Source organism: Mesorhizobium sp. 113-3-3, from assembly GCF_016756495.1.
Classification (GTDB): domain Bacteria; phylum Pseudomonadota; class Alphaproteobacteria; order Rhizobiales; family Rhizobiaceae; genus Mesorhizobium.
This window is the reverse complement of sequence record NZ_AP023243.1, coordinates 2214308-2229358: the sequence shown is the minus strand read 5'-3', so window position 1 is coordinate 2229358 and position 15051 is coordinate 2214308. Positions and strand designations below refer to the sequence as shown.

Here is a 15051-nt window from a genome sequence, read left to right as displayed (position 1 = left end):
TCCTATTGCACCGAACCGGCGCTACAGACAGCCGCGATCTCGCCGATATTCTGGCAGATGGCGGGACCGCTAAGGCGCGGATCTTCGACCAGCGCCTGCGTCCCGCCAGCGGCTGGCTGGCCGGTGAAGAAGACCTGCGCAGGCTGCCCCCCGCCATGGGTGGTGGCGTTGTAGGCGACAATGCTGGCGGTGTCGGCTGATTGCACCACATCAGAACTCCGCACCACCAGATCGGCGCCGATATAGGTCAGGTCGTAATTGGCCGAGGCGGCAAGGCTGCCCTGCCCGATGGCATAGCGGCCCGGCGCGCTTGCAGTGGTCGCGTCGGTCGAGAGCGATCCGGTCAGCGTGTCGCTGCCAACCAGTCCCAGCCCGCCGATCGTATAGGTGAGCGGCGGATTGGCCGCGCCCTGCGCCCGGCTTTGCGCATCGGCGATAACGGTGATCGCCCGCTTGCCGATGGTGAAATCCGCGCCGGCATAGGTGATGTCGTAGTTCGCGTTGGCGGCGTTGGTGATGGTGCCCTGGCCGATCCCGTAGGTGCCGACATCCTCACCCGAAGCGCGGTCGAGCGCGCCGACAAGAGCCGTGCCGCTGCCAAGATCGGAGACGGTATAGCCAAGCGTCGGTTCGGCATTGCCGTAGATCTTGCCCTGACCGGCATTTGCGGTCACGGTGATCGCCCGTTTGCCGATGGTGAAATTGCCGCCGACATAGGTGATGTCGTAATTCGTGTTGGCGGCATTGGTGATCGTGCCTTGCCCGATCGCATAGGTGCCGACAGTCTCGCCCGCGCCGCGGTCGAGCCCGCCGACCAGGGCGGCGCCGCTGCCAAGGTCGGAGAAGCTGTAGCCGAGCGCCGGATCGGCATCGCCATAGGTCTTGCCCTGGCCGGAACTGGCCGTGACGGTGACCGTGCGCTTGCCGATGCTGAAATCCTTGCTGACGAAGGTGATGTCATAGTTCGCGTTGTCGGCATTCGTCAGCGTGCCCTGCCCGATCGCATAAGTGCCAGCATTCTCGCCCGCCGCGCGGTCGAGCGCACCGACCAGCGCCGCGCCCGTGCCGAGATCCGAGTTGGTGTAGCCATAGGACGACGGATCGGCATCGCCATAGGTCTTGCCTTGCCCGGAGTTCGCCGTGACGGTGACGGCCCGCTTGCCTATGCTGAAATCCTTGCTGACGTAGGTGATGTCGTAGTTCGAATTGGCGGCATTCGTCAGTGTGCCCTGGCCAATGGCGTAAGCGCCGACATTCTCTCCAGAAGCGCGGTCTAGCGCCCCGACCAGCGCCACGCCGGTGCCGAGATCCGAGTAGGTGTAGCCATAGGACGACGGATCGGCATCGCCGTAAATCTTGCCCAGGCCCGAATTGGCCGTGACGGTGACCGACCGCTTGGCGATGGTGAAATCGGCGCCGACGAAAGTGATGTCGTAGTTGGCATTGGAGACATCCAGCGTGCCTTGCCCAATGGCGTAAGTACCGACATCTTCGCCCGAGACGCGGTCAAGGTTGCCCGTCAGCGTCAGACCGCCGAGATTGGAAACCGAGTAGGTGTAGGCGGCCGGGTCGGCATCGCCATAGACCTTGCCCTGCCCCTGATCGACGGTGACGGTGATCGCCCTTTTGTCGATCGTGAAGTTGGCGCCGACATAGGTGATGTCGTAGTTTTTGTTGTTGGCGTTGGTCAGCGAACCCTGGCCGATCGCATAGGCGCCGGCGTTCTCGCCGGCGTCACGGTTGAGTGAGCCCGCCAGTGCGACGCCAGTGCCGAGATCCGAAACCGTATAGGTGTAGGAAGCCGGATCGTCATCGCCATAGGTCTTGTGCTGACCGGGATCGGCCGTGACCATGATTGCCCGCTTGGCAACGGTGAACAATCCGGCGCTGTCGAAAGCGAGTCCGTAGCCGGTCGAGGCGACGAGATCGCCGGCATCGATCGTAATCGTATAAGTCCCGGCTCCGAGTTGCTGAGTGGCAAGCGTGAGTGGGGGTGAGAGAGACGGCGCGCCGCTGAAGGCAGTTGCGGCGCTGTCGCCGAGATAGGCGTTGGCCACGCCCGCCTGATAACCCGATACCGTGTAGGTCAATGTCGGCATGGCGGTGTCGCCGTAGACCTTCGAAGCATTTTGGGAGGTGAAGGTCAGCGTCGGCTGGTAGGCAAAGACATAGCGGTTGCCGCTCACACTCACCGTTGCGCCGGCCGCCGTGTTCCACACCGCTGTGTTGCCGCTGTCGAGATTGCCGAAAATGTTGGCGGTGGGTGCTGCCGCATAGACCAGCCAGCGCCCGCCGGTGGCGGTGACGGCATCGCTGCCGCGGCCGTTGATGAACTTGCCGCCTGCCGCCAGCACCGGATTGGTTCCACTCACCTTGGCGCTTGCTGCGATCGTCAGGTCGCCTGATGTCCGCAGTTGCACCTGCCCGGTCGTATTGGCGCCGGTCGTGACCACGCCGCGCGCATTGGTGACGCTGCCGATGACGAGAGCGCCCAGATCGACCAGGTTGACCGATCCGGCGTTGGCGGCGACCGTGCCGACCTGGTTGCCGGCATTGGTCAGGTTGAAATTGCCCGTGCCGCCAAGCCACAGCGTGCCCGCCGTCAGACCGTTTGTCTGCGTGACGGTGCCGTTCGACGACAGCGCCAGTGTGCCGCTGCCGATCGATATCGCCTGGTCGAGCGCAAAGGTCGTCGCCGCCGTCTCGATCTGCCAGTTGGCAAAGGTCAGGCTGCCGACATAGGTCGAGCCGACCGTCGCCGCGGCAGCATCTTGCAGCGCCGAGAGGGATGTGATCGAGCTGTCTGCTTCATCGAGACGCCAGTTGCCGTAGACGTTGAGGTTGGAGACGTTGCCGCCCGCTGCTAGCCCGGTGCGGAACGTCACGCCGTTCTGAGCCCCCGAACTGTTGTCCGGATGCGGATCAAGGACCGTGTAGGCGAGCACACTGTCCGTGATCCAGCCGGTCGGCACGGCGATGTAATAGTAGCCGTTGACGCCTGTGGTGACCGTGCCGATGTCGACGCCATTCGAGACACCCGTCACGAAGCCGGGATTCTTCACATAGACAGGCTGGCGCGTGCCCGATGATAGCGGGGTGACACCATTGTCCTTGTAGGCGATGCCGGAGATGGCCTGCACGCCGTTCGGATAAAAGCTGTTCAGATAGGGATAAAGACCGCCGGTTCCACCGCCGAAAGCCGCGCTGAGCGCGGTGGCGCCGCCCCCTTGCAACTGCGCCGTGGTCAGGCCTGTGCTGGTGACACCGGGCGTGCCGCCGCTGCCCACGCCCGTGGTCGTTCCCGAGGTGGTGGTGTCGAAATAGACATTGGTAACGGTCCCCCAGGAAAAGCCAACGCTGCCGCCGATGCCGGTGGCCCCCATCGTTCCGTTCACGGCCCCGGTCGAATAACCGTCGCTGAGCGAGCCCAGATTCAATCCGACCAGGCCACCGGTCTTGTCGCCGCCGAGAACCGAGCCGCTGGCATAGACCTGGCTGATCGTGCCGCTGTTGTAGCCTGCAATGCCACCGACGTTGTTGGAATCGCGCGATTGCACCGCCACCGTCGAGAACGACCGGGTGATCGTGCCGTAGTTGGTCCCGACCAGGCCGCCGGAGCCGCTAACGCCTTCGAGGTAACCGCTGGCCCAGACGCCGGAGATCATGCCCTTGTTCAAGCCGGCTATAGCGCCGGTGTCATACGAGCCGCTTGTATAGCTGTCGACCAGGCCGACATTGCGCACCACGCCCGAGCCGCCGATATAGCCGAACAGGCCGACATAATTGGCCGGGATCTGCCTGACCCAGATCTGGTTGATGATGTGGCCAAGACCGTCGAACGTGCCGTTGAAGCCGTTGCCGCCGTTCTGGATATTTGTGTTGCCGTCAGTGCCGAGGGCCGTGAACCCCATCAAATTGTTCCAGGAATAGGTGGAACTGGCCTCGATGTCGTTGGCGAGCGCGTAGCGACCGTTCAGCCCGCTGTTGATCGCCTGCAGCTGGTTGATATCGTAGATCAGTGTGTAGCCCTGCCCGTTGACCGACAGTGCCTGCGCCCCTTGCGTGCCGGTGAAAGTGGCCGAGGCGCCGAGCGCGTAGGAGATCGTGCCGCCGGTGCCGCCATTGTTGGTGACCAGCGACAGACCGCCGACGCCGCCGATCGTGGCGTTCGCGTTGAAGACGATCGAATGATAGGCGCTGAGCGTCAGCGTGTTGGCGCTCCAACTGATCGGCGCGGCGATGGTGATGTCCCCTTGCTGCGAACCGCCGCTGCCGGTGGAGATGGTGACGTTGGCTGTTGCGAGCAGGTTCTGCAGCGTCGTGACGTTGATGACGCTGTCATTGGTGTTGGCTGTCATGCTGCCGCCGGTGTTGCCGGCGGCGTTGGAAATGGTGACGTTGTAGGGATCGAGCAGAAGATCGCCAGTGTCGCCGAAGCGGGCGCGAAGGTCGACCGAGCCGGTGAAGTCGAGGCGCTGCTTGCCCGACACTTCCGTGAAGCCGCCATTGCCGTTGTCCCCGCCGCCGCGCGCGGAAATCTTGCCGGCGAACTTCGTCTGTTCGTCCGACCAGACGATCACCGTGCCGCCATCGCCAGTGCCGGTAGCATCGGCATTGATCGTTGTATTGGCATCAACCTCGGTCGTCTGGGCTCGCTGCAGCGTGCCCTTGCCCTGCTTGTCACCGCCGATCTTGACCGTGCCGCCGCCGTCCTTGCCCGAGGCATCGACCTTGGCTGCCTTGAGCTTCAGCTTGCGGCCGGTCACCGTGACCTTGCCGCCCTTGCCGCCGGCCTTGGCCGAAGCATCGAGCGTGCCGGAGACTTCGACCGAGCCATCGCCGCCGCCGAGCACGATGGCGCCGGATTGACCGGACACCGTGCGCGCCTCGATGACACCGGACATGTTGACCGCCTGGCGGGCGGCATCGCGCACCGCCGCGGCCTTGAGCTCGACCGTCCCGCCATCGGCGCTGATGGTACCGGAATTGCTGACCAGCGCGTTGCTGCCATCCGCCTTGGTCGGTACCGAGACCTGCAAGAAGCCGTCGCCGGAAAGGTCGAGCGTTGCCTTCTCGCCCGAACCCAGCCCGACCTTGCCCAATGGCACGCTGATCGAGCCGGCATTGTCGACGCTGCCGCCGATCAGCGCGGCATAGCCGCCGCGGCCGATCGAGACGGAGCCTTCGTTTGAAACAGAAGCCGAGGCGCCCTTGCCCTGGAACGTCAGCTTGCCCGCCTTGAAGTCGTCATCACTGATGTCAAGCGAGGAGCCGACGAAGCCGGCGGCACTGACCTTGCCGGTCTTGGAGATGGCGATGCCGTTGGGGTTGACGAGAAACACCTGGCCATTGGCGTTGAGCTGGCCCGCTATGGTCGATCTGGTGCCGCCGGTGACGCGGTTGAGCATCGTCGAGGACGATGACGGCTGGTCGATGTTGACCGTCGCTCCCGCACCGATCGAAAAGCTCTGCCAGTTGACGATGGCCGAATTGGTCGACTGCTTGATGCTGAGCTGCGAGGATGACGGGCTGGAAATGGTGACGCCGCCCGAGGCGACACTGCCGCCCGTCGGCAGTTCCTGCGCTGGCGCCGAGGTGAAGCCGACGAGTGCCGTCGAGGTCAGCAGCAGCGCCATCAGCGGCGCGCTGGTGCGGTTGCGGTGATACGGGAAAAGGGTCTGCATGGCTCCGCCCTCGATCGCTACTGGACCGCCGCGACCGAGCAGACGGAAGCGGTCTGCGCGATGCCTTGGCAGAAGGCGAAGCCTGCAAGTCGGGGATCCTCGACCAGCGTCTGTGTGTCTCCACCCACAGGCTGGCCGGTGAAGAACACCGGCACCGGCGCGCCGGCGCCAAATGCATCAGCGTTGTAGGCAACCATGGTGGCGGCTTGCGATGTCGGGATCGTGTTGGGCGCCGAGACAAGCAGGTTGGCGCCGACATAGGTCAGCTCGTAATTGGCCGAAGCGGTGAGGCTTCCCTGCTCGATCGCGTAGCTGCCCGGTATGCTGGCCGGCGTCGCGGCGGTCGAGAGCGCGCCGGCAAGCGTATCGCCGCCGACCAGCCCCAGCCCGCCGATCGTATAGGTGAGCGGCGGATTGGGCATGCCTTGCGGCCGGCTTTGCGCGTCCGCCACGACCGTGATGGCGCGTTTGCCAATGGTGAAATCCGCGCCGACATAGGTGATGTCGTAGTTCGCGTTGGCCGCATTGGTCAGCGTACCCTGGCCGATCGTATAAGCGCCAGCATTCTCGCCGGCGGCCCTGTCCAGCGCGCCGACCAGGGCAATGCCACTGCCGAGATCGGAATGACTGTAGCCATAGGACGACGGATCGGCGTTGCCATAGATCTTGCCCTGGCCGGCGCTCGCCGTGACCGTCACCGCCCGCTTGCCGATGCTGAAACCGGCATCGACATAGGTGATGTCGTAGTTCGAATTGGCGGCGTCGGTCAGCGTGCCTCGCCCGATCGCATAATTGCCGACATTCTCCCCGGCGGCGCGGTCGAGAGCACCAACCAAAGCCGCGCCATTGCCGAGATCGGAATGACTGTAGCCATAGGACGACGGATCGGCGTTGCCATAGGTCTTGCCCTGGCCGGCGCTCGCCGTGACCGTCACCGATCGTTTGCCGATGGTGAAGTCCGCGCCGACATAGGTGATGTCGTAATTCGAATTGTGCGCGTTGGTCAGCGTGCCCTGCCCGATTGCATAGCCGCCAACGTTCTCGCCGGCAGCGCGGCCAAGCGCGCCGACCAGATCGACGCCATTGCCGAGATCCGAATGGGTGTAGCCATAGGCCGACGGGTCGGCGTCGCCATAGATCTTGCCTTGGCCGGCATTGGCGGTGACGGTGACGGCCCGCTTGGCGATGGTGAAGTCGGCGCCTACATAGGTGATGTCGTAGTCGACATTCGAACTCGCGAGCGTGCCTTGGCCTATGGCGTAGGTTCCGGCGTTTTCGCCGGCGACACGCTCGAGAGAACCAACCAGGTCGACGCCGGTGCCGAGATCCGAGACGGTGTAACCATAGTAGAGCGGATCGCTGTCGCCATAGGTCTTGCCTTGGCCCGCATTGGCCGTCACCGTGATGGCGCGTTTGCCGATGGTGAAATCCGAGCCGACATAGCTGATGTCGTAGTTGGAGTTGTTGGCGTTGGTCAGCGTGCCTTGCCCGATCGCATAGGCGCCGACGCTTTCGCCCGCCATGCGATCGAGCGTGCCGACGAGGGCCGTGCCGCTGCCGAGATCGGATGTGGTATAGAGGTAGGATGACGGATCGGCATTGCCGTAGGCCTTGTGCTGTCCGGCAGTGGTGGTGACCGTGATCGCCCGCTTGCCGATGCTGAAATCGCTACCGACATAGCTGATGTCGTAATTCGCATTGTTCGCACCGGTCAGCGTCCCTTGCCCAATGGCGTAGGTGCCGACATCCTCGCCCGCCGCCCGATCGAGTGCACCGACCAGTGCCGCACCGCTGCCAAGATCGGAAACCGTGTAGCCAAGGGTCGGGTCCGCATCGCCATAGGTCTTGCCTTGGCCGGCATTGGCCGTGACGGTGATTGACCGCTTGCCGATGCTGAAATCGGCGCCGACATAGGTGATGTCGTAGTTCGAGTTCAAGACATTGGTCAGCGTTCCCTGCCCTATCGCGTAGGTGCCGACATTCTCGCCGGCTGCCCGGTCGAGAACGCCGACCAGCGCTGTGCCACCGCCGAGATCGGATACGGTATAGCCGTAAGACAGTGGATCGCTGTCCCCATAGATCTTGCTCTGCCCCGCATTGGCCGTGACCGTGACCGCGCGCGGCGTCACGGAAAGGTTCGCGCTGACATAGTTGATCGCGTAATTGCTGTTGGCGAGCGTGCCCTGCGTGATGCCGTAGCTGCCGACACCGGATGCCGTCGTCGCCGTTGTTGCGAGCGAACCGCTCAGGCTGTCGCCATTGACCAAATTGCCCGAGGTCAGTTGGTAGGTCAGTAACGGATTGCCGTCGCCATACGCACGGCTCTTGGCATCGGCCGTCACCGTAATGGCGCGCGGTGTCACCGCCAGATTGCCGCCGACATAAGTGATCGCATAGTTGCTGTTGGCGAGCGTGCCCTGCGTGATGGCATAACTGCCGACACCGGATACCGTCGTCGCCGTTGTCGCAAGCGATCCACCGAGGCTGTCGCCATTGACGAAATTGCCCGAGGTCAGCTGGTAGGTCAGTGACGGATTGCCGTCGCCATACGCACGGCTCTTGGCATCGGCCGTCACCGTGATGGCGCGCGGCGTCACCGACAGATTGCTGCCGACATAGGTGATCGCGTAGTTGCTGTTGGCAAGCGTGCCCTGCGTGATGGCATAACTGCCGACACCGGATGCCGTCGTCGCTGTTGTCGCAAGCGATCCACCGAGGCTGTCGCCATTGACGAAATTGCCCGAAGTCAGCTGATAGGTCAGTGCCGGGTTGGCGTCGCCATAGACACGGGTCCCGGCATCGGCCGTCACCGTGATGGCGCGTTTCGTCACCGACAGATTGGCGCCCACATAGGTGATCGCATAGTTGCTGTTGGCGAGTGTGCCCTGCGTGATGGCGTAGCTGCCGACGGATGATGCCGTCGTCGCCGTCGTCGCCAGAGCACCGCTCAGGCTGTCGCCATTGACGTAACTGCCTGACGTGAGGTGATAGGTCAGCGCGGGGTTGGCATCGCCATAGATGCGGGTTTTGGCATCGGCTGTCACCGTGATGGCGCGTGGCGTCACCGACAAGTTGGCGCCCACATAGGTGATCGCATAGTTATTGTTGTTGAGTGTGCCTTGCGTGATGGCGTAGCTGCCAACGTTGGACGTTGTTGTCGCCGATGTCGCCAGCGCGCCTGTCAGGCTGTCGCTGCCGACAAGACTGCCTGATGTGAGCTGATAGGTGAGCGCCGGATTGCTGCTTCCGTATGTGCGGCTCTTGGCGACGGCAGTCACGGTGATCGCCCGCTGGGCTATGGTGAAATTGCCCCCGACATAGGTGATGTCGTAGTTAGAATTGTTGGCGTTGGTGACGCTGCCCTGGTTGATGGCATATGTCCCGGCATTGTTCCCGGCCGTACGAGTGAGGCTGCCGGCCAAAGCCACACCGGCGCCGAGATCGGAGACGGTGTACCCATAGGAGGAGGGATTGGCATCCCCATAGATCTTCCCCTGGCCCGGCGTGACCGTCACCGTCACCGCGCGTTTGCCGATGGAGAGAAGGCCCGCGCTGTTGTAGGCGAAGCCATAGCCGCTCAACGCCGCGAGATTGCCGGCGCTGACGGTGATCGCGTAGGATCCAGCGCCTACCTGCGTGTTGCTCGGCGGGTTGACGGAGGTCACGCTTGGGCCGCCGCTGAAGGTCGTCGCGGCGGTATCGCCGAGATAGGCGCCGATCACGCCGGTCTGGTAGCCTGCCACCGAATAGGTCAGCGGCGGCAGGACGGTATCGCCATAGGTCTTCGTCGCGTTGTTGGACGTGAAGGTCAGCGTCGGCTGATAGGCAAAGACATAGCGATTGCCGGCCGCGCTCACCGCTCCGCCCGCCGCCGTGTTCCAGATCGCCGTGTTGCCGCTGTCCAGATTGCCGAATGTGTTGCCGGTGGGGTTCGCCGCATAGACCAGCCAGCGCCCGCTGCTAGCGGTGACGGCATCGCTGCCCCGGTTATTGATGAACTTGCCGGAGGCGGCAAGCACGGGGTTCGCTCCGCTGACCGGCGCGCTGGCCGAGATGGTCAGGTCGCCCGTTGTCCGCAGCTTGACGGAACCGGTGGCGTTGACCCCGCTTGTACTGGCGCCGCGGGCATTGGAGGCACTTGCGACCGTCAGGCTTGCGTCGTCGCGCAGATCGACGGAGCCGGCACTGCCGGCGACATTGGTGATCTGGTTGCCGGCGCCATTGAGCGCGAACGAGCCGCTGCCGCCGAACCATAGGGAGCCTGCGGTGATGGCATTGCCGGTCGCCCCTTGTGTCACCGTGCCGTTCGACGACAGCGCCAGGGTGCCGGTGCCGGCCGAGAGCGCCTGATCGAGGGCGAAGGTGGTCACCGCGGTTTCGATCTGGCGGTTGGCGAAGGACAGGCTGCCGACCGAGGTCGAACCTGCCGTGGACGCGTATGCGCTGTTCAGTGCCGACAGCGAAGCGATCGAGCCATCCGCCTCGTCGAGGCGCCAGTCGCCATAGATGTTCAGGTTCGAGATGTTGCCTCCGGGCAGACCGGTCCGGAACGTCACGCCGTTCCTGGCGCCCGAGTCCGCGTCGGCAACGGTGTAGGCAAGCACCGCGTTCGAGACGGTGCCGGCCGGCAGAACGAGATAGTAGTAGCCGTTGACGCCGGTTGAGACAGTACCGAGTTTGACGCCGCCGGAAACGACGGACACAAGACCGGGATTCTTTGTGTAATAGGGCTGGCCGGTGCCGGAAATCAGGGGCGTGTTGCCGCTATCCTTATAGGCAATTCCGGAAATCGCCTGGGCGCCATTCGGATAGAAGCTCTTCAGATAGGGATTAAGGCCTCCGGTCCCACCGCCGTAGGCGGCGCTGAGGCCGCTCGCGCCGCCGTTCTGGAAGCTGGAGGTCGACAGGCCGACGACATTGACATTGGGGCCGGTGGTGCCGCCGCCGATCGCGGGCTTTGCGGAGGATGTGGTGTTATAGGGACCGGATGTCGACGTGTCGTACGCGCCCGTGACCGTACCGTCATAGAGGTTGTTGCCGATGAACGCCCCGACATTCCACCCGCCGCTGACCGCTCCGGTCGAATAGCTGTCGGTTATCCTGCCGCCATTACCGACAAACGAATAGCCATAATTCGATCCGACGAGACCGCCGACGGCGGCGCCGCCGCTGCCGATATCGACGGCACCCATGGCGTAGACACGATCGATGGTGCCGAAATTGTTGAAACCCACCGCGCCGCCCGCGGTGTTGGTATCGCGCGCGTTGATGATGACGGAGGAGAAGCTGTCGGAGAGCGCTCCATCATTTTCGCCGATCAGGCCGCCCGAGACGGATCCATACTGCGTCGTGAAGAGCTGGCCGGTCGAATAGCTTTGGGTCACCGTGCCGGCATTGAAGCCCACGATCCCACCAAGTGTCTTAAATCCTCGGATCGTCGCATTGGTGACGCCGACATTCTGGACAAGCCCGCCCGCGCCGACAAAGCCGAACAGGCCGACATATTGGGCGGCGGACTGCGTCACCGACAGTCCATCGACGGCGTGGCCAAGCCCGTCGAAGGTTCCGGTGAAGCCGTTGCCGCTGTTCTGAATATTGCTGTTGCCGTCGGTGCCGAGCGATATGAAGCCGAGACCGCTGTTCCAACTGGACGTAGCGCTGGCATCGATGTTCTTCGCCAGCGCGTAGCGCCCGGTCAGGCCACTGTTGATCGCCTGCAAGCCGTTGACATCGTAGATCAGCGTGTAGCCCTGCCCGTTGACCGACAGTGCCTGCGCCCCTTGGGTGCCGGTGAAAGTGGCCGAGGCGCCGAGCGCGTAGGAGATCGTGCCGCCGGTGCCGCCATTGTTGGTGACCAGCGACAGACCGCCGACGCCGCCGATCGTGGCGTTCGCGTTGAAGACGATCGAATGATAGGCGCTGAGCGTCAGCGTGTTGGCGCTCCAGCTGATCGGCGCGGCGATGGTGATGTCGCCGGCCTGCGAACCGCCGCTGCCGGTGGAGATGGTGACGTTGGCCAGCGCCAGTTGGTTCTGCAGCGTGGTGACATTGATGACGCTGTCATTGGAGCTGGCGGTGAACCCACCGGTATCGGCGCCATTCGAGATCGTCACGTTGTAGGGGTCGAGCAGAAGATCGCCGGTGTCGCCGAAGCGGGCGCGAAGGTCGACCGAGCCGGTGAAGTCGAGGCGCTGCTTGCCCGACACTTCCGTGAAGCCGCCATTGCCGTTGTCCTCGCCACCGCGCGCGGAAATCTTGCCGGCGAACTTCGTCTGTTCGTCCGACCAGACGATCACCGTGCCGCCATCGCCGGTGCCGGTAGCATCGGCATTGATCGTCGTATTGGCATCAACCTCGGTCGTCTGGGCTCGCTGCAGCGTGCCCTTGCCCTGCTTGTCACCGCCGATCTTGACCGTGCCGCCGCCGTCCTTGCCCGAGGCATCGACCTTGGCTGCCTTGAGCTTCAGCTTGCGGCCGGTCACCGTGACCTTGCCGCCCTTGCCGCCGGCGTTGGCCGAAGCATCGAGCGTGCCGGAGACTTCGACCGAGCCATCGCCGCCGCCGAGCACGATGGCGCCGGATTGACCGGACACCGTGCGCGCCTCGATGACACCGGACATGTTGACCGCCTGGCGGGCGGCATCGCGCACCGCCGCGGCCTTGAGCTCGACCGTCCCGCCATCGGCGCTGATCGTACCGGAATTGCTGACCAGCGCGTTGTTGCCATCCGCCTTGGTCGGTACCGAGACTTGCAGGAAGCCGTCGCCGGAGAGATCGAGCGTCGCCTTCTCGCCCGAACCCAGCCCGACCTTGCCCAATGGCACGCTGATCGAGCCGGCATTGTCGACGCTGCCGCCGATCAGCGCGGCATAGCCGCCGCGGCCGATCGAGACGGAGCCTTCGTTTGAAACAGGAGCCGAGGCGCCCTTGCCCTGGAACGACAGCTTGCCTGCCTTGAAGTCGTTATCGCTGATGTCGAGCGAGGAGCCGACGAAGCCGGCGGCACTGACCTTGCCGGTCTTGGAGATGGCGATGCCGTTGGGGTTGACGAGAAACACCTGGCCATTGGCGTTGAGCTGGCCCGCTATGGTCGATCTGGTGCCGCCGGTGACGCGGTTGAGCATCGTCGAGGACGATGTCGGCTGGTCGATGTTGACGGTTGCCCCCGCACCGATCGAAAAGCTCTGCCAGTTGACGATGGCCGAATTGGTCGACTGCTTGATGCTGAGCTGCGAGGATGACGGATTGGAAATGGTGACGCCGCCCGAGGCGACACTGCCGCCCGTCGGCAGTTCCTGCGCCCGCGCCGAGGTGAAGCCAACGAGTGCCGTCGACGTCAGCAGCAGCGCCATCAGCGGCGCGCTGGTGCGGCGGCGATGCGTTGAAAAGTCTTGGCTTCGCATGCTCACGCCTCAGAACTGGATGGCGCCGGCGAGCGAAAAGCGATCGCTGGTCGGCAGATGGTCGTCGCGGTGCTGGCGGCCCCATTCCAGCGTCAGGCTGGCGTTGGTCACATCGCCCGCTAGCGCCGTGCCGACCTTCAGGCCGAGCCCGTAGGACGCGCCGACGATGTCGGCCGTCTCCAGCACGGTCGGCATTTCGAGATGGACCTGGCCGACAGCGCCGAAGACATAGGGCGACAGCGAAACGATGCCGCCGGTGAACGGCACATACCAAGGCGAGGACACCTCGCCGCGCAGCACATAGCCGGAATCGCCCTGCATCGCGCCGGCGTCGAATGTCGACAGGCCGTTGGGGCCGGTGAGCCCGATCTGCTCCGACTGCAGCAGCGGCTTGCCGAACGAGGTCTGTGCACGGGCATAGAGATCGAGGCCGAGATGGGTGGCCAGCGGCTGGCTGTAGCTGGCCGATACCTCGAGCTTCTGGAAGTCGGCATCGGCCCCCTGGCGCGACAGCGGCAGCAGCGGCGTGGCGTCGGCGGCCGAGCGCGCGCCGAGCCCGTCAATGCCGAACGAGGCCACGACATTGCCGGTGAAGACCCCGCCGAGCGGTGTGAACCAGGTGGCGTCCGTGCCGAACCTGACGATGCGCAGCCGGTCCTCGGCGATCGGCAACGAGATCGGTGTCACCGCATTGAGAAAATCGTTCTGCGCGTCGAAGGAAAGTTCGCTGCTGACGGTCAGCTCGCGGCTGCGTATCCAGGGATAGCGAAGCCTGGCCGAATAGCGCTCGAATTCACTGCCGAAGCCGAGCGTGCCGGGCTCGGCGGTCGGGTTGGCGCGCGTGCGGGTGGCTTCCAGGTTGAGCGTCAGCCCGTCATAGCCGATCGGTACGACGATGCCGGCGGCATAGTTGCGGTTGCGCGGCGCATCCGTGAACAGGCCACTCTCGCCGCCCTCGGGATAACCGCCAACGCGCACATAGACGAGTTCGCCGAGCCCAAGCAGCGAGTTGAAATCGACGCCGACGCCTGTCGACCAGCGCTGCAGTGACGGCGAAAGCGAGTTGTCCACGGTGACCTGGCCGCCAAGCGGGCGGTACTTGCCGTCGATGACCAGCACGCTGGCGCCCTTCGCCGTGCCGGCCTGCAAGGTCGAGCGCAGCCTGGCGCCCGGCGTGTCGCCGGCCAGAAGCAGCTTGCGCTCGATCGCCGACAGCTTGATGCTTTTCTGCCCGACCAGCGGCGCCAGCGTTGCCTCGACCCGCCCGCGTATGCGCTCGGGCAGGTCGCTGGTGTCGATCCGTTCGAGATATCCGTCGATAATGACGAGCCTGAGCCTTGCACCGTCGTTGAGTTTCTGCGCCGGCAGCACGACCCGGACCAGCGCATAGCCGGCGCGGCCGTATTCGGTCTCCAGCGCGCGGGCCGCGGCAAAGATCCCCGCTGCCGTCACCGTACGATGGGCTAGGCCCGAAACGATCTTGCGCGTCGCCTCGGCCATGGCGGGCAGGCCGCCTTCGACGCTGACATCCCCGAGCTTGACCTTGAGCCTTTCGGCGCCTGCCGGCGCCTGGAGGCCCGAACCTTCCGGGATGGAGACGCCAACCGTGTTGGTTTGCGGCGGCGGCCGGAAGCTTGGCGGCGTGATCTGGCTGGCGGTCTCGGCGAACGCACTGGTCTGAACCGACAGGCATGCCGAGGCGGCCAGCAGGATCGGCAATATTCCACGCGCCAACGGCCCGCCCAGGACGGGCAGGCCGTCGGCATTATTGCCAATCGCGATTTTTTTTCGATAATCCACGCAGTCACTCGCATTTCGAAGTAGAACGCGGCAAAGCTTCGCCGGCGCGCGATGTCTTATCGCTCGTCAAAACCACGTCTGGTCTGCACTCATGTCCGAAAGGCGTGCCCCCGCCGCTCGGATGAGGCGGAAACTATGCCTGGCCCCAAGCAAGGTCAATTCAA

Annotated in this window: 3 protein-coding genes; all 3 read right to left on the bottom strand. The window is 64.3% G+C overall.

Translation table 11 applies throughout. From position 1 onward, the window contains the following. Positions 1-2 precede the first annotated feature (2 nt). Genes JG746_RS10780 through JG746_RS10770 form a run of 3 tightly spaced genes read right to left on the bottom strand, consistent with a single transcriptional unit; the run spans position 3 to position 14887 of the window. Positions 3-5684 carry an MBG domain-containing protein gene (locus tag JG746_RS10780; RefSeq protein ID WP_202358114.1) on the bottom strand — a complete coding sequence of 1894 codons (5682 nt, stop codon included), beginning with the start codon at positions 5682-5684 and terminating at the stop codon, positions 3-5. A gap of 17 nt (positions 5685-5701) precedes the next feature. Next, positions 5702-13087, bottom strand: a complete 7386-nt coding sequence (locus tag JG746_RS10775) for an MBG domain-containing protein (protein ID WP_202358113.1) — start codon at positions 13085-13087, stop codon at positions 5702-5704. A 9-nt stretch (positions 13088-13096) separates the two neighbouring features. Next, positions 13097-14887 carry a ShlB/FhaC/HecB family hemolysin secretion/activation protein gene (locus JG746_RS10770; protein ID WP_244730733.1) on the bottom strand — a complete coding sequence of 597 codons (1791 nt, stop codon included), beginning with the start codon at positions 14885-14887 and terminating at the stop codon, positions 13097-13099. Between the last annotated feature and the right edge of the window lie 164 nt (positions 14888-15051).